25 protein-coding genes and 2 tRNA genes are annotated in these 20,306 nt (G+C 37.0%); 26 read left to right on the top strand and 1 reads right to left on the bottom strand.

Going from position 1 to position 20,306, the window contains the following annotated elements; genetic code table 11:
• Positions 1-293: 293 nt before the first annotated feature.
• The 21 genes from atpB (at position 294) to IGK81_RS09330 (ending at position 15,623) form a co-directional block, all read left to right on the top strand.
• Positions 294-1,013 (top strand): F0F1 ATP synthase subunit A, encoded by a 720-nt coding sequence (atpB, locus tag IGK81_RS09430; protein WP_010718600.1) that lies wholly within the window; start codon positions 294-296, stop codon positions 1,011-1,013.
• Between the two features lie 50 nt (positions 1,014-1,063).
• On the top strand, positions 1,064-1,279 hold the full coding sequence (gene atpE, locus IGK81_RS09425; RefSeq protein WP_010718599.1) for an ATP synthase F0 subunit C: 216 nt from the start codon (positions 1,064-1,066) through the stop codon (positions 1,277-1,279).
• 209 nt (positions 1,280-1,488) lie between these two features.
• On the top strand, positions 1,489-2,013 hold the full coding sequence (gene atpF / locus IGK81_RS09420) for a F0F1 ATP synthase subunit B (RefSeq protein WP_010718598.1): 525 nt from the start codon (positions 1,489-1,491) through the stop codon (positions 2,011-2,013).
• Positions 2,000-2,542: an ATP synthase F1 subunit delta gene (gene atpH, locus IGK81_RS09415; RefSeq protein ID WP_034699144.1), complete on the top strand. Its 543-nt coding sequence runs from the start codon at positions 2,000-2,002 to the stop codon at positions 2,540-2,542. Before atpF ends, atpH begins: the two co-directional genes overlap by 14 nt.
• 22 nt (positions 2,543-2,564) lie before the next feature.
• A complete protein-coding gene (gene atpA, locus IGK81_RS09410) occupies positions 2,565-4,121 on the top strand; it encodes a F0F1 ATP synthase subunit alpha (protein ID WP_010718596.1) in 1,557 nt (518 codons plus the stop codon).
• Between the two features lie 13 nt (positions 4,122-4,134).
• On the top strand, positions 4,135-5,037 hold the full coding sequence (locus tag IGK81_RS09405) for a F0F1 ATP synthase subunit gamma (RefSeq protein WP_010737986.1): 903 nt from the start codon (positions 4,135-4,137) through the stop codon (positions 5,035-5,037).
• A gap of 22 nt (positions 5,038-5,059) precedes the next feature.
• Positions 5,060-6,466 carry a F0F1 ATP synthase subunit beta gene (atpD, locus tag IGK81_RS09400; RefSeq protein WP_010718594.1) on the top strand — a complete coding sequence of 469 codons (1,407 nt, stop codon included), beginning with the start codon at positions 5,060-5,062 and terminating at the stop codon, positions 6,464-6,466.
• A 13-nt stretch (positions 6,467-6,479) separates the two neighbouring features.
• Complete coding sequence (locus tag IGK81_RS09395; protein WP_010718593.1) at positions 6,480-6,902, top strand: F0F1 ATP synthase subunit epsilon; 423 nt, start codon at positions 6,480-6,482, stop codon at positions 6,900-6,902.
• A gap of 218 nt (positions 6,903-7,120) precedes the next feature.
• Entirely contained in the window at positions 7,121-8,629 is a 1,509-nt protein-coding gene (locus IGK81_RS09390) for a hypothetical protein (protein ID WP_232622380.1), read from the top strand.
• Positions 8,630-8,773: 144 nt separating this feature from the next.
• A complete protein-coding gene (locus IGK81_RS09385) occupies positions 8,774-9,625 on the top strand; it encodes a hypothetical protein (RefSeq protein WP_232622379.1) in 852 nt (283 codons plus the stop codon).
• Between the two features lie 449 nt (positions 9,626-10,074).
• Positions 10,075-10,308, top strand: a complete 234-nt coding sequence (locus IGK81_RS09380) for a DUF1146 family protein (protein WP_010718588.1) — start codon at positions 10,075-10,077, stop codon at positions 10,306-10,308.
• A gap of 104 nt (positions 10,309-10,412) precedes the next feature.
• Positions 10,413-11,714 (top strand): UDP-N-acetylglucosamine 1-carboxyvinyltransferase, encoded by a 1,302-nt coding sequence (gene murA / locus IGK81_RS09375; RefSeq protein WP_010718587.1) that lies wholly within the window; start codon positions 10,413-10,415, stop codon positions 11,712-11,714.
• Positions 11,715-11,726: 12 nt separating this feature from the next.
• Complete coding sequence (locus IGK81_RS09370) at positions 11,727-11,903, top strand: DNA-directed RNA polymerase subunit beta (RefSeq protein ID WP_010718586.1); 177 nt, start codon at positions 11,727-11,729, stop codon at positions 11,901-11,903.
• Between the two features lie 180 nt (positions 11,904-12,083).
• Positions 12,084-12,353 carry a membrane protein insertion efficiency factor YidD gene (gene yidD / locus IGK81_RS09365; RefSeq protein WP_010718585.1) on the top strand — a complete coding sequence of 90 codons (270 nt, stop codon included), beginning with the start codon at positions 12,084-12,086 and terminating at the stop codon, positions 12,351-12,353.
• Positions 12,340-12,837, top strand: a complete 498-nt coding sequence (locus IGK81_RS09360) for a GNAT family N-acetyltransferase (RefSeq protein ID WP_034699149.1) — start codon at positions 12,340-12,342, stop codon at positions 12,835-12,837. Before yidD ends, IGK81_RS09360 begins: the two co-directional genes overlap by 14 nt.
• Positions 12,838-12,917: 80 nt before the next feature.
• Positions 12,918-13,805: an ROK family protein gene (locus tag IGK81_RS09355; protein ID WP_034699200.1), complete on the top strand. Its 888-nt coding sequence runs from the start codon at positions 12,918-12,920 to the stop codon at positions 13,803-13,805.
• Between the two features lie 83 nt (positions 13,806-13,888).
• Entirely contained in the window at positions 13,889-14,122 is a 234-nt protein-coding gene (locus IGK81_RS09350; protein ID WP_010718582.1) for a DUF2969 domain-containing protein, read from the top strand.
• 87 nt (positions 14,123-14,209) lie between these two features.
• Positions 14,210-14,290 (top strand) — tRNA-Tyr (locus tag IGK81_RS09345).
• A 6-nt stretch (positions 14,291-14,296) separates the two neighbouring features.
• A tRNA-Gln gene (locus IGK81_RS09340) sits at positions 14,297-14,368 on the top strand.
• 120 nt (positions 14,369-14,488) lie between these two features.
• The gene (locus tag IGK81_RS09335) at positions 14,489-14,659 is read left to right on the top strand and encodes a hypothetical protein (RefSeq protein ID WP_010718581.1); all 171 of its coding nucleotides are present in this window, start codon (positions 14,489-14,491) and stop codon (positions 14,657-14,659) included.
• A 256-nt stretch (positions 14,660-14,915) separates the two neighbouring features.
• Positions 14,916-15,623 carry a GntR family transcriptional regulator gene (locus tag IGK81_RS09330; protein ID WP_010718580.1) on the top strand — a complete coding sequence of 236 codons (708 nt, stop codon included), beginning with the start codon at positions 14,916-14,918 and terminating at the stop codon, positions 15,621-15,623.
• A 95-nt stretch (positions 15,624-15,718) separates the two neighbouring features.
• Here IGK81_RS09330 and IGK81_RS09325 read toward each other — a convergent pair whose 3' ends face one another.
• The gene (locus IGK81_RS09325; RefSeq protein WP_053765692.1) at positions 15,719-16,366 is read right to left on the bottom strand and encodes a YigZ family protein; all 648 of its coding nucleotides are present in this window, start codon (positions 16,364-16,366) and stop codon (positions 15,719-15,721) included.
• Between the two features lie 128 nt (positions 16,367-16,494).
• Between IGK81_RS09325 and IGK81_RS09320 the strand changes: the two genes are divergently transcribed.
• The 5 genes from IGK81_RS09320 to hpf all read left to right on the top strand — a co-directional run bounded on the left by IGK81_RS09320 (position 16,495) and on the right by hpf (position 20,120).
• The gene (locus tag IGK81_RS09320; RefSeq protein WP_010718578.1) at positions 16,495-16,782 is read left to right on the top strand and encodes a DUF7662 domain-containing protein; all 288 of its coding nucleotides are present in this window, start codon (positions 16,495-16,497) and stop codon (positions 16,780-16,782) included.
• Between the two features lie 95 nt (positions 16,783-16,877).
• Positions 16,878-17,201 carry a PTS sugar transporter subunit IIB gene (locus IGK81_RS09315; protein ID WP_010718577.1) on the top strand — a complete coding sequence of 108 codons (324 nt, stop codon included), beginning with the start codon at positions 16,878-16,880 and terminating at the stop codon, positions 17,199-17,201.
• 175 nt (positions 17,202-17,376) lie between these two features.
• Positions 17,377-18,750: a DEAD/DEAH box helicase gene (locus tag IGK81_RS09310; protein ID WP_409541460.1), complete on the top strand. Its 1,374-nt coding sequence runs from the start codon at positions 17,377-17,379 to the stop codon at positions 18,748-18,750.
• The gene (locus IGK81_RS09305; protein WP_431393388.1) at positions 18,737-19,426 is read left to right on the top strand and encodes a ComF family protein; all 690 of its coding nucleotides are present in this window, start codon (positions 18,737-18,739) and stop codon (positions 19,424-19,426) included. The genes IGK81_RS09310 and IGK81_RS09305 overlap by 14 nt, the downstream gene beginning before the upstream one ends.
• A gap of 133 nt (positions 19,427-19,559) precedes the next feature.
• Entirely contained in the window at positions 19,560-20,120 is a 561-nt protein-coding gene (gene hpf, locus IGK81_RS09300; protein ID WP_010718572.1) for a ribosome hibernation-promoting factor, HPF/YfiA family, read from the top strand.
• The last annotated feature ends 186 nt before the right edge of the window (positions 20,121-20,306 follow it).

Below are 20,306 nucleotides of genomic sequence, written 5' to 3'. Positions count from 1 at the left end.
ATCCTTTTTCGCATATTCGGTGCTTTTAGGTTTACTTAATGATAAAATTTGTTAGCATTTAATCTGATAAAGCATGATATCACAGGTTTTTTCTTGTAAAACGCCACGATGATTTTTTGGAAAAAGCAAACTTTTTTGACTGAAATAAAAAATTGTCTGATTTTCATGAAAATGTTTTGAATTTTCTGTTTCATGGTGGTATGATACCGTTTGGTTAGAAAACGATTTAGAAAAACCAGATGTACACATGAATTTGATTTTATGTGAAATTCAGGGAAAAGAGGTGAAATGGATTGGATGAACGCTCGCTAACGTTCCATATTGGACCGGTTTGGTTTGATGGTACTGTTTGTATGATGGTGTTATTGACCTGTTTGATTGTCTTCTTCTTAGTTTACTTCTTTACAAGAAATCTTAAGATGAAACCAACGGGGAAACAAAATGCGCTGGAATGGGTCATTGACTTTACCCGAGGGATCGTAACAGATAATCTGCCTAGAAAAGAATTGAATAATTTTCATTTGTTGGCTTTTACATTGTTCTTATTTGTCTTCGTGGCAAATAATATAGGTTTAATAACGAAAATCGTCTTACCTAGCGAAACAACACTTTGGAAAAGTCCGACAGCAGACCCGTTTGTTACTTTAACTTTGGCATTTATAATGATCACACTTACTCATTTATTCGGGGTGAAAAAGCTTGGATTTAAAGGGTATTTTGTAAATTCGTTCTTGAAACCATATAGTTTCATGTTTCCAATGAAGCTGATCGAAGAATTTACGAACCTATTAACACTTGCTTTGCGTCTTTACGGGAATATCTACGCGGGGGAAGTTTTACTTACCTTGATTGCCAATATGATGAATAATTTAGGTTGGTTCTCATTACCGTTAGCAATTCCTTTAGAGATGGTCTGGATCGCATTCTCATTGTTTATCGGAAGCATCCAAGCATTTGTCTTTGTCACTTTATCGATGGTATATATGAGCCATAAGATTGAAGTAGAAGAGTAACATCGTTTTTAACAAACTACTATTTATCTATATTTAGGAGGAAATAAATTATGAATTATATCGCAGCAGCAATCGCAATCATGGGAGCAGCTATCGGAGCTGGTTATGGTAATGGTCAAGTAATCTCTAAAACAATCGAATCAATGGCACGCCAACCTGAAATGTCTGGTCAATTACGTACAACAATGTTCATCGGGGTAGCCTTAGTTGAAGCTGTTCCTATTCTAGGTGTGGTTATTGCCTTGATTCTAGTCTTTGCTGTTTAATCAATTAACTGTTTGAGGATAGGACTACTGTCACTAATCCTCTTTTAATTGTCAAAAACTGAAAAAAAACAACCTGATTATTTTCAAAATAATTGAGTTGTTTCATCATAATACTAGAACAAAAGGCGTTGAGGAGGCTGTTTCAATCATTGAAGTCAGGATTCCTTCATCATCCATGAGATACACCTTAAAGAAAGGAAGGCTAGCCTATGCTGAATCAATTGGCAATTGCAGAAGTTGGTAATCCGATGTTAGGTAATATCATCGTTGTCAGCGGCTCATTTTTGATACTAATGTTTCTATTGAAACATTTTGCTTGGGGACCAATCAGCGATATTTTGAAAAAACGTGAAGATAAGATCGCCAATGATTTAGATTCTGCCGAAAAATCTCGCATCAATTCAGCAAAAATGGAACAAGAACGCGAACAACAATTGTTAGCGTCTCGCTCTGATGCAGCTGATATCATTAAAAATGCGAAAGAAAGTGGAGAATTAAGCCGTCAAAATATTTTGAAGGAAACGCAAGAAGAAGTTGCACGTCTAAAAAGCAAAGCGCAAACTGATATCATGTTAGAACGTGATACAGCTTTAAACTCTGTAAAAGATGATGTAGCAGATCTTTCTCTTCAAATCGCGGCTAAAATCTTGAACAAAGAATTGTCTCCAGAAATGCATGAATCTTTAATCAATCAATATATCGAAGGTCTAGGTTCTTCAAATGAAACTAGATAAATATACTGTCGGCAGACGCTACGGTAAAGCACTATTTGAACTGGCGATCGATTCAAATAGCGCAGAAGAAATTTACCAAGAATTACTAAGCTTACGCCAAATCTATAGTGAAGTACCTGGATTAGGCAACGTACTTAGTGACGTCCGCTTAGAACCTCACGAAAAACGAATCATTATGGATAAACTTGTCAGTGGGTTTGACGGTATCGTGAAAAACTTTTTAGAAGTGGTCTATAGTTATAATCGGATGTCTGAATTATCGTTTATGATCGATGAATACGAACACCGTTACAACGATTACAAAGGACTACTTTTAGGTAGTGTAAAAACAGCAGTACCACTTTCTGATGAACAATTACAAAAACTAGAAATGAATGTTGCAAAAACAATGGACTATCAAACAGTTGAATTGAAGCAAATCGTTGATTCTTCTATTATTGGTGGGGCAATTGTTGAAGCCAACCATCGAGTGATCGACGGAAGCATTCGCACGCAATTAGAAAAAATGCGTAATCAATTAAATAGATAGTACAAAGAGGTAGGTGAATCGAATGGCTATCAAAGCAGAAGAAATTAGTGCCTTGATCAAAGAACAAATTGAAAATTATCAAAACGTGCTTTCAGTCGAAGAAATCGGTACCGTGACTTATGTCGGTGACGGGATTGCTCGTGCACACGGTTTAGAAAATGCGATGAGTGGTGAGTTGCTTGAATTTTCAAACGGCTCATACGGAATGGCGCAAAACTTAGAATCAAATGATGTAGGTATCATTATCCTTGGTGATTTCGAATCCATTCGTGAAGGAGACAAAGTAAAACGAACAGGTAAAATCATGGAAGTTCCAGTTGGGGACGCCTTGATCGGACGTGTCGTTAATCCGCTAGGTCAACCAATCGATGGGTTAGGAGAAATCGTTACAGATAAAGCTCGTCCAGTCGAAGCAATGGCACCAGGCGTTATGCAACGTAAATCTGTCAATGAACCAATGCAAACAGGTCTAAAAGCCATCGATGCTTTAGTTCCAATCGGACGTGGCCAACGTGAATTAGTTATTGGTGACCGTAAAACGGGTAAAACATCTATCGCAATCGATACGATCCTTAACCAAAAAGGTCAAGATATGATCTGTATCTATGTGGCGATCGGTCAAAAGGACTCTACTGTGCGTACACAAGTAGAAACTTTGAAAAAATATGGAGCAATGGATTACACGATCGTAGTCAATGCGGGTGCATCACAACCTGCGCCATTACTTTATATTGCGCCTTATGCAGGAACTGCAATGGGTGAAGAATTCATGTACAACGGCAAACATGTATTGATTATCTTTGATGACTTATCAAAACAAGCTGTTGCTTATCGTGAACTTTCATTGCTATTACGCCGTCCTCCAGGTCGTGAAGCTTATCCAGGGGATGTTTTCTACTTGCACTCACGTTTATTAGAACGTGCGGCAAAACTAAGTGATGATTTAGGTGGCGGTTCAATGACTGCTTTACCATTTGTTGAAACACAAGCTGGAGATATCTCTGCTTATATTCCAACAAACGTTATTTCAATCACTGACGGACAAATCTTCTTAGAAAGTGACTTGTTCTACGCCGGAACTCGTCCAGCGGTTGATGCTGGGTTATCCGTTTCCCGTGTAGGTGGTTCTGCTCAAATCAAAGCAATGAAAAAAGTGGCAGGAACATTACGTCTTGACTTAGCAAGTTACCGTGAATTAGAAGCATTTACCCAATTTGGTTCTGATTTAGATGCTGCGACTCAAGCGAAATTGAATCGTGGACGTCGTACAGTTGAGATCTTGAAACAAAAACTTCATGCACCACTAGCTGTTGAAAAACAAGTAGTTATCTTATATGCTTTGACACATGGATTCTTAGATAGTATTCCAGTTGACAGCATTTTAGATTTTGAACATGAATTATTTGAATATCTAGATACGAATCATGCAGATATCTTTGAAACGATCCGTACAACGAAAGATCTTCCAGAAGAAGAACGATTGAATCAAGCGATCCAAGAATACAAAGATATTTTCTTAGCGACAAAAGGAAACACTTCTTCAACAGAAGACAAATTGAAATCCATTCAAAATGCATAGTGAGGTGAGATGAATGGGCGCTTCATTAAATGAAATCAAGACTCGGATTGCTTCAACGAAGAAAACGAGTCAAATCACTCGAGCAATGCAAATGGTGTCCGCTTCTAAACTGACAAAATCTGAAGCTTCTTCTCAGAAGTTTCAGATTTATGCAAATAAAGTCAGAGAAATCGTCACTCATTTGACAGCTACTCAACTAAATGATATTGCTTCTGATAATCCTCGTGGAGATATCAATTACAATAGTATGTTAATCAGCCGTCCGGTAAAGAAAACGGGGTACATCGTGATTACCGCTGATGGTGGTTTAGTTGGTGGCTATAACAGTTCGATTTTAAAGCAAACAATGTCTATTTTAGAAGAAGACCATAAATCTCCTGACGATTATGTGATGATCGCAATCGGAGGTACAGGTGCAGATTTCTTCAAAGCTAGAGGAATTAATTTGGCTTACGAATTACGTAATTTATCGGACCAACCAAGTTTTGATGAAGTGCGTAAAATCGTAGGTATGGCAACAACGATGTATCAAAATGAAGTATTTGATGAATTGTACGTATGCTACAATCATCATATCAATTCACTAACTAGCCAATTTCGTGTAGAAAAAATGCTGCCAATTTCAGATTTAGATCCAGAAGAAGCAACTACTTTTGACCAAGAATACATTTTTGAACCTTCAAAAGAAGAAATCTTGGCGCAGTTATTGCCTCAATATGCGGAAAGCTTAATCTATGGTGCAATCGTTGATGCGAAGACAGCAGAACACGCTGCCGGCATGACTGCCATGAAGACAGCAACGGATAATGCTGCAACGATCATTGATGATTTGACGGTATCTTATAACCGTGCAAGACAAGGGGCTATTACCCAAGAAATTACCGAAATTGTTGCCGGAGCTTCGGCGCTAGAATAGTATTGAGATTGGAGGAAAAAAGATGAGTTCAGGCAAGATTGTTCAAGTAATCGGTCCCGTTGTCGACGTGGAATTTTCTTTAGACCAATCCTTACCAGATATCAACAACGCATTAGTTGTTTATAAAAATGATGAGAAAAAATCAAAAGTTGTTCTTGAAACAGCATTAGAATTAGGGGACGGAGTAATCCGTACCATTGCCATGGAATCAACAGATGGTTTACAACGTGGTATGGAAGTTATCGATACTGGTAAAGCCATTTCTGTTCCAGTAGGGAAAGATACACTAGGACGTGTATTCAACGTTTTAGGAGATACGATCGATTTAGGATCATCTTTCCCAGAAGATGCAGAACGTAGTGAGATTCATAAAAAAGCACCAAGCTTTGATGAATTAAGTACTAGTACGGAGATCCTTGAAACTGGGATCAAAGTTATCGATTTGTTAGCACCTTACTTAAAAGGTGGGAAAGTTGGATTATTCGGTGGTGCCGGTGTAGGTAAAACGGTATTGATCCAAGAATTGATCCATAATATTGCCCAAGAACATGGTGGTATTTCTGTATTTACCGGTGTTGGGGAACGTACTCGTGAAGGAAATGACCTTTACTATGAAATGAAAGATTCAGGCGTTATCGAAAAAACAGCGATGGTGTTCGGACAAATGAACGAACCACCAGGTGCTCGGATGCGGGTAGCTTTGACTGGTCTGACGATCGCTGAATACTTCCGTGATGTAGAAGGTCAAGACGTGCTATTGTTTATTGATAATATTTTCCGTTTCACTCAAGCTGGTTCAGAAGTATCTGCCCTTTTAGGTCGTATGCCTTCTGCCGTTGGTTACCAACCAACGTTAGCAACTGAAATGGGTCAATTACAAGAACGTATCACATCAACGAAAAAAGGTTCGATCACTTCGATCCAAGCAATCTATGTACCAGCCGATGACTATACTGACCCAGCGCCAGCAACAGCATTTGCCCACTTAGATGCTACAACAAACTTAGAGCGTAAATTGACAGAACAAGGGATCTATCCAGCCGTGGACCCATTGGCTTCATCTTCAAGTGCTTTGGCACCTGAAATCGTTGGTGAAGAACATTATAAAGTAGCGACTGAAGTCCAACATGTCTTACAACGTTACCGTGAATTACAAGATATCATTGCGATCTTAGGGATGGATGAATTATCTGATCAAGAAAAAGTTTTAGTTTCACGTGCACGTAGAGTTCAATTCTTCTTGTCACAAAACTTTAACGTAGCGGAACAATTTACAGGTCTTCCTGGTTCTTATGTACCAGTTGAAGAAACAGTCAAAGGTTTCCGTGAAATCTTAGAAGGTAAATACGATGATCTTCCTGAAGAAGCATTCCGAAGTGTTGGTAGAATAGAAGACGTCGTAGAAAAAGCGAAAAAACTAGGCTACTAGAAAGGGGTGCCCCATGGATCAATATTTAACTGTGAATGTGGTGACTCCTGACGGTTTGGTCTATGATCACCATGCAGCGATCGTAGTAGCACGTACTACAGCGGGGGAACTTGGTATTTTACCTAAACATGCGCCGATCATTGTTCCATTAACAATTGATGAAGTCCGTGTGAAGAGAACAGACTCTGATACCCACGTCGATTGGATTGCTGTCAATGGCGGAATCATGGAAGTTCGTGACAATGTTGTTTCAATCGTTGCCGATAGTGCAGAACGTGAAAGAGATATTGACGTTTCTCGGGCAGAAAGAGCCAAACAACGTGCTGAGCGACAAATCGCAGAAGCAAAAGAAAAAGAAGATACGAATGAATTGAAACGTGCGACAGTTGCTTTGCATCGTGCGATCAACCGAATCAAGGTTTCAAAACATTCTTAAAAGCAACGAATGAGGACCTAACAAGTAGGCCTTAAAAAATCCAAGATTCTTAAGGAGATTCCTTAGAATTTTGGATTTTTTTATCGTTTTTTTTATTGGTAGTTATATTCTAAACATAAAAAGTAAAGAACAATTACTTCTTTGTTACATAAAAATATGGAACTTTCATCATTATGATACTATGGTAAACTAATTGCAGTAAAAAAGGAGGTATCATAATGCCGAAAAAGGTTCAACGGTTTTCCACAGAAGACACAAAAGAAGAAACACATACGCAACAAAAATCGCTATCTTACTCAGAAATAGTAGGCAATCTTACGGATGATCAAACAGTTTCGTTACATAAACAATTACAAGAATTTAGGGACTATCTTTTAAAGAAGAGCCTTGAATCAGAAAAACAAGAAAAAGAGGAGTTTCCATCTAACAGACATCATTTTGGTCCACCTCTATCGGAAAATAACACAGGTAATCTTGCTGAGCAACAACACTCGCGATCGGAAACAATTCAAAGAAAGAGAACGTTGCAAAACATTATTAACGAAAATGAACTGAAAATGACACAAAACCAAGATAGTCATGCAGTGTCAGAACAGAATAACAAAGTACAAGTTCCCCCGTATAAGAAACAAAAAGTTGCTCCAGAGAACGAACTGGAAAATCATTTGGAGTACTCATTAGATGTCGAACGGTTACTAGAAATAGAAGAAATGTTGGGGATCAGAAACACTTCCCAATCAACAACGCTGTCTACCAAAGCCCAAGAGTCTTTATATGAAACTAAGGAATTTGTACAAGATACAAACGTGCCAATAGAAAGGAATAGCGAGTTCAGCTGTTCAACACAACAACCATTGGAGAATGGGCAGACAAGCACTCAAAGTAAGAAGGAACAAGCGCTTGTTGAATCAGTGAAGTGTTTGTTGGAGCAAAGACATAAACTATTTTTTTTGCGATTAGCTAAAAAACATGAGATGAGTTGTCAAACTGTAAAAAACATTTTAATTGAGAATAATATAGATGTAACTGCTGAGAATAATAAAATAAAAGTAGAGTCTGAAGAAAAAGCACGGCAATTATTAACGGAAGTATTTCACGGAAGGAAAAATTTATCATTTGAAAATATTAAACAAATGGTACGATTGAACAACAATGATATTACAATTTTAGCTAAGAATCACTTAAAAGTTCTCCTAGAACAAGCACACGCATCTCATCTGAATGGTTCTCAGAAGGAAACTTCAATAGATAGGATTCTTTTGACATATTCTGGATGGACTATGCCAATGCAATATAAATTGTCAAGGCTGGATACTGAATTAAAAGAACAGATAGATAAACACGGCGTAATAAACATAAATGAAATATTAAAGAAAATACCATGTAGCCAAATTGATGTCATCAAGCGAATAGGACAGTTAAATTATCAGCAATATCTCCCACCAATTTATATGTTTCACCCGCAACTAAATGAGAAAATCCAAAAGCCATTTTATGATGCAATAATACAAGATAAATCGATTCCTACTGATCAAACAAATCAATTTTTTAATCCTAGTACTGATCAAAACATTGCTTATTTGAAGGAACGAATAAAATTAAATATCGCTAGAAAAGCTGAGTTTGAAACAGCAGAACAAAAAAACAAGACAATTATGGATCAGAGAACTCAGTTAAAAAACCAACCGATTAGAAACAATCAATCTCCCGCTATGGAAGAACGTTGAGTGTTTTAATTTTCGTAGTATGACTATTTTTTTTGTTAAATCGGACTAGGACAAAAGAAAAAAGTTCAAAGGAGGACGATTATTGCTGCTATTATTTACCTTGAAAACTAAAATTAAATAAACTTATGGGAAGGAAAATGAACGATGAAACAGGAAATAATTCTATTTTATGGCTTATCACCAAAAGCGGAAAACTTACAGAAACAGATTGAAAAAATTAGAAAAAAAGGATTCCATTCAAGTGTTACTGAAGGACAAGGTCCCTGTGATATCAGAGAGTACAATAATCATTTTTCATCTATTACATATGATCACCCAAAAAATCCGATGAATCTTGAATACTTAAAAGATTTTTCAATAAATTGGAAAAAATATATTTCACCATTTAAAGATTGGTGGCCTTTATGGTCTTACTATTTTCAACGCACACAAGATACTGAAAAAAATAAAGTAATCAATTTTAATCCTGGGCTACATAAAGCTACGAAAAAAAATATAGGACACTTATGTGAGAAAAATCGCAAATATACAGGACAGCTGATTGTTAGAGGTTGTAAAATTGGATTAGACAGTGCAAGAGATAATGAAAATGTAACCATTTATTATTGTATTGATGATTTAGATATGAAACGTATTATAGAAAAAAAAGATAAAAAGGCTTTCACTCCTAAAGAACTTCGCTATCTCTTTCGCAATTGGAAAGATTTTGAAGGAAAAGTACATTTTTTTGAAGATGGATATGAAGTGCCTGCACCTTGGAAAACATCTCCAAATGAATGGGAAAGTTATAAACCAAAAAGTTGGCAAGCGTTGAATGAACAACCACCCTTTCAAGAGAATCAAGTGAAACCAGAAACAATCAACCAACGAATATGTAGACAAAAGTATCTAAGTGAAATAAAAAATAATTTATTTGAGCTAAAAGTAGCAGAACAACCATCCTTTAAAGAAAATCAAGTGAAACCAGAAACAATCAACCAACGAATATGTAGATAAAAGAATTTAAATGAAACAATAACAAATAACTTAGCTGACCTTAAAGTACAAGCAAAGAAGATGGCAAAAAAAAGAAATAGACTTGATTGTACGATCATCAAGAAATTAAACAAAGGATTTTTTGTTCCTACACTATAAGAGAGGGCATATATTTATATTAAATAATCGTTTAATTATCAATGGTAAATTCTATTATAATGATATGAGTACATAAGCAAATAAGGAACAACTTTCATCAAAAAAGCATGTGAAATAGTTGTTAAAATAGTTTATAAAAATAAGGTATTAAAACAGAGTCATCATTTGAATGTAAAGTTCTTGAAAATTCTCGTCTCGTTTAGCCAACAAATTCCATCTTTTTACAACCAATAATTTCTCTATTTTTCCAATTTATGGTATCATCATTTTGTTAGTTATTAAAAAAAGTATAATTTTGAAGGGACGTCACTATGCAAGTATACGGAATTGATGCAATTATTCGAATCGTGAGTCATTTAGCTTTTATTTATCTGGCTTTCTGGTCGTTGCGGTCACTGCGAATTGAGATGTTTTTTAAAAAAATGCATGATACGCAAATTCGAATGGCGATTGTATTCTTCTCTATTTTTTTAGGATATACTGCCAGTAATTTCTTCTTAGAAATTATTGCATTGTGTCGAAATCTTTTCGTTAGCCTGCAGTAAAAAAAAGGTACTATAAAAAAAGGTACTATTTTAATAAAAGAAATGATATAATAGAAAAGATTTTGAGTCTTTATAGCTCATTGGAATTTTTTGGGGGGAACAACATGGAAGAGATCATCGTCAAAGGTGGCAAACAATTGAATGGAACAGTAAAAATCGAAGGAGCTAAAAATGCTGTTCTACCTATTTTAGCTGCTAGTTTGTTGGCTGAAGAAGGAACAACCGTTTTAGACAACGTTCCAATTCTTTCTGACGTCTTCACTATGAATCAAGTGATTCGTCATTTAAACGTAGATGTAGTGTTTGATGAAGACAATAATCAAGTAACGCTTGATGCGTCAAGACAATTAGAAATCGAAGCGCCATATGAATATGTGAGTCAAATGCGTGCTTCTATCGTTGTAATGGGACCATTACTTGCTAGAAATGGTCATGCAAAAGTTGCCATGCCAGGGGGATGTGCGATTGGGAAACGTCCAATTGATTTACATCTTAAAGGATTCCAAGCATTGGGTGCGAAAATCATTCAAAAAAATGGCTACATCGAAGCTATTGCGGATGAATTGATCGGTAACACGATCTATTTAGATTTTCCAAGTGTTGGAGCCACTCAAAATATCATGATGGCAGCAGTAAAAGCTAAAGGAACAACGATCATCGAAAACGTCGCTCGAGAACCTGAAATTGTAGATCTTGCAAATATTTTAAATAAAATGGGCGCAAATATCTATGGTGCTGGTACGGAAACGATGCGTATCGAAGGAGTCGATCATCTGCATGCAGTGAAACACGCAATTGTTCAAGACCGGATCGAAGCAGGTACCTTTATGGTAGCAGCAGCGATGACTGAAGGAAATGTCTTGATCGCAGATGCAATCTCAGAACATAATCGTCCGTTGATTTCTAAATTAATTGAAATGGGTGCAACGATCACTGAAGAAGAAGGCGGCATTCGAGTTGTTGGTCCAAAACATATTTTACCAACTGACGTCAAAACAATGCCTCATCCTGGTTTTCCGACAGACATGCAAGCCCAAATGACTGCTATTCAGTTAGTCGCTGAGGGAACGAGCATGGTGACTGAAACAGTTTTTGAGAATCGCTTCCAACATTTGGAAGAAATGCGCCGTATGAACGCCCATGTGAAGATTGATGGAAACGTAGCGATTATGGACGGGAATCATGAATTACAAGGTGCTGAAGTTTATGCAACAGATTTACGAGCTGCTGCAGCATTAGTACTTGCTGGTTTAAAAGCAAATGGCATAACACGCGTTCGCAATCTTAAATACTTAGATCGTGGTTATTATCAATTCCATATTAAATTGCAAAACTTAGGTGCAGATGTGGAACGTGTGGCAATCGATCAAACGCCCGCTGATAAAACAGCTCAAGTCACTGTTTAAGGACGTGATAAAATGAGTAGCCAACGGTATATTTTAATCACATTGGTGAAGATTTTAGTTGTCATACTATTACTGATTCTTTTATTTATAGCTGGAACAATGATTGGATACGGGGTTATCGGTGGTGGAAATCCGTTTAAGGTTTTTCAACCAAGTTTGTGGCTGCACATCCAAGATTTTTTCAGATAAAGAGTTGTGTGAAAATGATAGTGTAAGCAAACAAAGGATTTCTTAAAACGAATTTTCGCTTTTGAGAAGTCCTTTTTTATTGTGAGTCATTCCACTGTTTGGCAGATTATTGCTCCTTTGAACAGTCGTTTGTCATGAATAGGAGAATGAGGAGCAAAGCTTTAATAATGAGGTGATGAGATGAAAAAAATCTTAGTGGCTATTGTCCGTTTTTATCAACGGTTTATTTCTCCTGCTTTTCCACCTAGCTGTCGGTACTATCCTACTTGTTCAAACTATATGATACGTGCGATTCAAGTACACGGTGCATTTAAAGGAACGCTGATGGGGACAGCACGCATTTTGCGTTGCCATCCATTCGTAAAGGGCGGAATCGATTACGTGCCTTTAAATTGCCAATTGACACGTAATAAGAAAGATAAAGAGATGCCTAATTATGATGAAAAATAAACAGTCAGGTAAGACCGAGCATTCTGAAGAAAAAAGAATTGTCAAACTAGAGCAATCAACTTTACCTTGGTTATTATTGTTGGATGCAGATCCTGAAGAGGAAAACGTCCAACGATACATTGATCAAGGGTCTGGTTTTATATGGAAAGCAGAAAACGACATTCAGGGAGTGATCGTTTTTCTCACAAATAAATTAGTGTTTGAAATAATGAATTTAGCTGTAGCTCCAAAAGTTCAAGGTCAAGGAATCGGCTACGCGTTGCTTACCCATACACTAAAAGAAATGAAAAAGTTAAAAACCACCCAACAACAAGTCATTATTCGGACGGGGAGTACGTCATCAGCAGCTTTACAACTGTATAAAAAAATCGGCTTCCTGGAAATTTCTAGAGAAAAAGATTATTTTGTCAAAAATTATAAACAGCCAATCTATGAAAATGGCCAACGTTTACGAGATCAAGTAACTCTAGCAAAGAAAATTTGAACTCATCCATAAAAAGGCTTTCAAAATACTGTGGCTTGACTTAAAATAAAAACAGTATGAGAAAAGGAGACAAATAAATGATGGGTATTTTAGTTTTTGATTTTGGTGGTTCCGCAGTAAAATATGGCTATTGGAATGGACAAGCGCTTGAAGACACCAGCCAATTTCCGACTCCTAAGACATGGGAAGAAATGAAAGCGCATTTAAAACAGGTATTCCAAACGTTTGTAAAACAGAAGGCGATTGAAGGCATAGCAATCAGCGCACCTGGAGTAGTGAATCAGGAGAAACAGCTGATTGAAGGGATTAGTGCCATTCCTTATATCCACGGATTCAATATTTTTCATGAACTGGAGGAACTCTTCCATTTACCAGTGACGATCGAAAATGATGCTAATTGTGCTGGAATGGCTGAGTATTATGAAGGCGCAGCGAAAGAATATCAACATGTAGCATTTGTTGTACTTGGGACTGGAGTAGGTGGAGCAATCTTTACCCAAGGACAACTAAATAAAGGCGCTCATTTGTACGGGGGAGAATTTGGCTTGATGTTCTTAGAAGGCAATCAAACATTTAGTAAGCTTGGTACAGCAGTTCAAATGGCTTGGCGTTACTGTGACCGTTTGGGAGTTTCACGTACGACTTATAGCGGAAAAGAAGTCTTTGAACGAGCAGAACAAGGGGATGAACTAGCAAAAGAAGAGGTAGATAATTTTTATAATTATTTAACAAAAGGTTTGTTTAGTATCCAATTTTCGATTGATCCTGAAGTCATCGTGATTGGTGGGGGGATCTCTGCAAAAGCAGGGTTATTAACAGAAATCAATCAACGAATGAAACAATTAACTACTGATTTAGAACTAAATGACTTTGATCCTAAAATTTTATTATGTGATTATCGAAATGATGCAAACTTGATTGGAGCAGCTGCCAATTTCACCGCTCAACGTGAAGGTTTAGTTCAATGATGCATAGCGTTGAACAAAACTTTTAGACATATGGTAGGCATTCCATGAATGAATATGATAAACTATCATGGAGGTGGAAAAAGATGTCAAAAAAAAATAAAGATATTGAAGTACGTATCGAAGAAGTCAAAAAACAAATCAAAGGAACAACTTATGATGTGACTCAGTTATTTATTGGTAAAAAAATGATTGGGGAAATTTTGGCTTATGGACCAAAAGAATTTGAAATTTTTTTTGGTGAAGAAGATTTTGGGAAAGAAAAGAGTCTTGAAAACGCGATAGAAACAGTTATTCGTCACTGGAATCTACACGAATAAAAAAATATCAAAAAAATTTTCAATAAGGGGTTGCAAAAATCTGGAAAATTAGGTATTATAACTAAGTCAGGTTGATACAAACCTTTCGGAGGAGTAGCGAAGTGGCTAAACGCGACGGACTGTAAATCCGTTCCTTAGGGTTCAGTGGTTCGAATCCACTCTCCTCCATTTCATTGGGGTATAGCCAAGCGGTAAGGCAAGGGACTTTGACTCCCTCATGCGTTGGTTCGAATCCAGCTACCCCAGTAGTACGGAGTGATCTATTAAGATCACTCTTTTTTTGTGTGAAAACAGCTTGTTTCTTGAAGATTATCATGAAATAGGCTAGAGTGAATAGTAGATAGATCAAAAAAAGGGGGCAGTAAAATGAAGTGGAAAGAAAAAGTAGATGAGACCGCAGAGAAAATCTATGATTTGATTAAGTCGGAAAAGTATCAGGTAGAAGTCCGGTTACCGAAAAAATCAGAAAAAGCGATACAAGTGAAATCAAAGCGTCCAACCAATCACACAAAAAAATGGCTTTCAAAAAACCGTTAAGAATAACACAATCTCTAAAAAACAGTGATTTTGCTGTCTTTTGGAGATTTTGTTATTTTAAAAAATGATTTTCAATCCTTCCACTTGGATTAAAGAGGAAGGACACACATTTACTTACATAAACTTTTGGATAAAATAATCGGGTTGGCAAATGATTGATCGACAATTAGTCGAGCAAAAGAAACTTTTTCCTTTTCAGTTGTGAACCAGGTATATACCAGTTATAATAAAGGAAATGAAAGGGCGGATATACGTTATGTCGAATCAACTACCAGTCTATATACAAATCCATGATCAGATCAAAAGTGAAATCGAACAAGGTATTTGGAAAATCGGTGATCGCCTTCCTTCTGAAAGAGAATTGGCAGTGAAATTCAATGTTAGTCGAATGACTTTACGTCAAGCCATTCAAAACCTGGCTGATGAAGGGATTTTGGAAAGAAAAATTGGCTCAGGTACATATGTAGCAAGAGAAAAAGTCCAAGAAAAGATGTCGGGTGCGACCAGTTTTACTGAAATTATGGAATCACAGAATCGAGTACCCTCTAGTCGGACAATCTCTTATTTTTTAACTTCCCCAAGTTCTAGTGAAATGGAGAAGCTGCAACTGGAAAAAGACGAAACGATTCTTCGTATGGAACGAATTCGTTATGCTGATGATATACCAATCTGTTTTGAAGTAGCCAGTATCCCGCAAAAGATTATTGCAGACTATAGTAAATCTGAAATTACCAATTCTCTTTATCGGGTACTCGAAGAGAAAAGTGGGCATAAGATCGGGGCAGCTAATCAAACAATCACAGCCATTCTTGCTTCAGAAAAAATTGCAGAATATTTAGAAGTAAAAAAAGGAGATGCTGTGTTACGTTTACGCCAAACTTCTTATTTTGATGACGGTACCCCATTTGAATATGTTCGTACGCAATATGTAGGGAATCGTTTTGAATTTTATTTAGAGAAATAAAAGAGGGACACGAAACAGTCCAAATAAAGAAGAGCCTGAGACAAGTTTTGTCCTAGGCTCTTCTTTTTTGATTTCGAGATCAGCGGATAGAGTGATTACTGGTCAGCTTCTACCAGTTGTTCATGATAGGAAATTGGACCATCTGTAAATTCCACCTGTCCATTCAATAATTCAACGACTGCTGTTTTAAATGCAGTAACTTCTTTTTCTACAATCAAACAGTGAACCGTGACTTTGTCTGTGTAGATCGTTTCTTTTATAGGAATATGTTTCAACTCAAGCATATTTTCTAATTTACCTAATTGCGGATAGGTGATATGGACAGCTATTTCTTGCTGTTGTGTTCCTTCAACGATCCCGATTTCAATTAGTGCGTGAGAAACAGCCTGTGTATAGGCACGAATCAAACCACCGGTACCCAATTTTGTCCCACCAAAATAGCGTGTGACGACAGCGACCACATTGATCAATTCATTTTTTTTTAGTACTTCCAGCATTGGGACACCTGCCGTACCACTAGGCTCACCGTCATCACTACTGCGTTGAATTTCATTTTTTTCACCGAGAACGAAAGCACTACAGTTATGGTTTGCTTTCCAATGCTCTTTTTTCATTGCCTGAATAAACGCTTTAGCTTCTGCTTCCGTTTCAATTCGTTTCATAGAGCAAATAAAACGAGATTTTTTGACTTCGATTTCTGCTTGACCGTCTGCTTGGATGGTTCTATAACTATTCAGCGTGATGCTTCCTCCTTACAAGTAGTTGATAATAGTCAAAGTATAATGAATTATTCCTTTAGTTTCAACACTTATAATACTTGAGTAATGAAGAGAGTCTATGGGATAATAGAAGAAAGAAAGGTGAGATGGGGATGAAAGAACGCATAAAAAAATATGACGCCATCACCCAATATTTAAAAAATAACGGGGGATCACAGGTTACTTTAACATTTACACAGATCGACGAACTTCTTTTTCCAAGTTATGGGCTCCCTAAATCAGCTAGACAAAGCACTGATTGGTGGGCAAATGATTATAAGCACCCAGAAAAAGGAGCATATGGCTGGATCAATGCTGGCTACGAGGTTGTGGTGATCAATTTAAAAAAAGAATATGTTGTGTTCAATCAATTAGTTAAATCGAGTTGGCTATTCGACTGATAAGAAAACGTTGACATTATCTTGCTTTTTTGTATAATAATCACACAAGCAAAAAAGAAATCGTTTGCAAAAGTTAAAAGAATGGAGAGAGTAAAATGACTAAAAAAACAATCATGCTCGTATGTTCTGCTGGGATGAGTACCAGTTTACTTGTAACAAAAATGCAAAAAGCTGCTGAAGAACAAGGAATTGATACGGATATTTTTGCCGTATCAGCTTCTGATGCCGATAATCAGCTAGCTTCTAAAGAAGTTGATGTTTTGCTGTTGGGACCACAAGTCCGCTTCATGAAAGCTGATTTTGAAAAACGTCTAGAGCCAAAAGGAATCCCATTAGATATTATCAATATGGCAGATTATGGGTTGATGAATGGCGAAAAAGTATTACAACAAGCCATCCATTTAATTGAAAACAAATAAAGGACAGAGCATACTAAGATGTTCATATCGGAAATAAGCCGAAAAATCCAGCGAATAGGGCGCCTATTCAAGGATTTTTTGGCTTATTTTTTATACCAACCGTTTCAAATAACCATTTATTCTCAAATTTTTTGAAGAATGGACTGATGTAGCGTATCTTCTTTTAGGGGATTAGATGAAAAAAAGTAGTTTATGCAGTTTATATGGTAGACGATTACTTACGAGAGACTTGAGAGAATGGACAGAGAGTTTTGAACAGATTCGCTATCAGAAACTAGCCGCCATTCATTTACAAGGGAATTGGCTAAAATGTAATCGGTGCAACAAGCGAACAAAAATAGGTAAATCAGAGCAAAAGCAACCAATCCTCTTTTGTCCTGTTTGTCTTTTTTTAGGTCGTTGTGACAACACACAAGAATTATTTTTATTTGAACAACCTGAGTTGCCGAAAAGAAATGTCTGTTTTGCTTGGACAGGAAAGTTAACGCCAACTCAACAAGCGATTTCTACGAACTTGGTCACTGATGTCTCGGGAAAACAGCACATGATTTGGGCTGTGACAGGAGCGGGAAAGACTGAGATGCTTTATGAAAAGGTCATAAAAACGTTAGAAAAAGGTGGACGAGTCGCATTAGTTTCACCTAGGGTTGATGTGTGTAACGAACTTTACCTGCGTTTTTGTGGCGTTTTTCCAGAAGAAGACATTGTCCTGCTTCATGGAAAAAAGAAAGAAGCCTATCGCTTTAGTCCATTCGTGATTGCGACTACGCATCAGCTGTATCGTTTTTATCAGGCGTTTGATCTGTTAGTCGTCGATGAGGTGGATGCGTTCCCTTTTGCAGGAGATCCTGGATTAGCTTATGCTGTTGAAACTGCAATTAAACCAAAAGGAACATTTATCTATTTAAGTGCGACACCTAATGAGCAGCTACTGAAAAAAATCCGTTCAACCTTTTTGATCCATCAATTGCCACTTCGCTTCCATCAACAGTTATTGCCTGAACCACATTTGTTTTTTTGGAATGACTGGCCGAATAAATGTTTGAAAGAAAAAAAACTTCGACCACTTTTGAAGTGTCTAAACATGCTGCTCCAACAAAATCATGTCTTATTATTTTGTCCGTCGATTGCCTTGATGAATCGATTAGCCTCACTGTTAAAGCGTTGTTTACCCATGTACCGTATTACCGATGCATCCGCAAAAGATCCAAACCGTTCAGAAAAAGTTCAGCAAATGAGAAAGCAACAATATGATGTGTTACTTACTACAATGATTTTGGAACGTGGGGTAACATTTGCAAATGTGTCAGTGATCGTCTTAGGCGCTGATCACCGTGTTTTTACTAAATCTTCCCTTGTACAAATCGCTGGTCGAGCCGATCGAAAGGGAGATTTTACCAATAGCCAAGTCTATTTTTTCTATGAAGAACTGACAAAAGCTATCAAATTAGCCTGTCGTGAGATCAAAGAAATGAATCGTCAGGGAAAAAAGCAGCTTGCTATGAAAAATAGTGAGCCTAGAGGAGAAAAAACACATGAATCGTTGTAGTTATTGTCAAAAACAAGTCATCCGAAATTTGAAAATCAGCGAGATTGTTGGGTTGGGAAAGATTCTTCCTCAAATTTGTGAGGACTGTTCAAATTTGTTTCGTCCGATAAATAAACAGCAAAGCTGTCGAACTTGCCAGAAAGAACTGCCTGGTGATATTACGTATTGTGAAGATTGTATTGCCTGGAAAAACGACTATCCCAATTATGATTTCAGTCATCATGCTTGTTTTTACTATGATTCAGCCTTCAAAGAATGGTTAAATCGCTATAAATTTATGGGAGATGTCCGACTGGCAGGTACATTTGCTAAACAGTTGCAAATAATACAACAAGAATTTAGCGATTATCAAATCTGTCCAATCCCACTAGCCACTGCACGTTTAAAAGAACGTGGGTTTAATCAGGTCATTGAAATGTTGAGAGTAGCTAAAATACCTTATAGTCAACTGCTGACTCGCTCTGATCATTCACTTCCACAATCCCAAAAAAAACGTCAGGAACGTTTAAAAACTACCCAACCTTTCAAATTAGCTGTTGTTCCAACGATCATCAAAGGGAAAAAAGTATTGTTGGTAGACGATGTCTATACGACGGGGCAAACTCTTTTCCATGCGGCTTCTTGTTTATTGCCACATGCTCCTGAAAAAATCCGCACCTTTTCGCTAGCTCGATAAATAAATGAAAAACGAATGTCCTTGATAGCGATTTAGTTTGCAAATGGATTAGAGTTCGATATAATGGTAGTAAGAAGAGGGAAAGAGTGGTCCTTCTCCTTCTTGATTGTGGTAGACGAAAGGGGTAATTTTTATGTTTAGATACAATGTACGCGGTGAAAATATCGAAGTAACTGAAGCGATTCGTGACTACGTTGAGAAAAAAGTAGGAAAACTTGAACGCTATTTCAGTGATGCACCCGATGCTACAGCACATGTAAATTTAAAAGTTTATACTGAAAAAACAGCGAAAGTGGAAGTAACTATTCCATTACCTTATCTTGTATTGCGTGCCGAAGAAACATCACCTGATCTTTATGCAAGTATTGATTTGGTAGTTGACAAATTGGAACGACAAATCCGCAAATTCAAAACAAAAATTAACCGTAAATCTCGCGAAACCGGTATGAACACAGCCGATGCAGCGGTATTATTCAATAACGAAGCTGACGATGCCGATCATGAAAATGATTCTGAATTAGACATTGTCCGCACGAAACGTTTATCACTGAAACCAATGGACAGTGAAGAGGCTGTTCTACAAATGAACATGCTTGGTCATAATTTCTTTATTTTTGAAGATGCAGAAACCAATGGTACAAGTATCGTTTACCGTCGTAAAGATGGCAAATACGGTTTGATTGAAACCGACTGATAAATAACAATTAGAAAAAGCAGTAAAAAGCTTGTGGCAAACCCTTCACGGTTTGCCACAGCTTCTTTTTTGTCTACGTCAGAAATTGTGAATTAATTGTGAATATATTACATTAATTGTGTTAAGATATTTCAATTATCTAGAACTAATGATAAAATAGAAACTAGAATCTACATAATCTGGATA

The sequence above is a fragment of the Enterococcus sp. DIV0703 genome (assembly GCF_051711065.1).
GTDB classification, from domain to species: Bacteria; Bacillota; Bacilli; order Lactobacillales; family Enterococcaceae; genus Enterococcus_B; species Enterococcus_B hirae.
The sequence above is the reverse complement of the archived record's forward strand: the minus strand, read 5'-3'. Positions and strand labels throughout refer to the sequence as shown.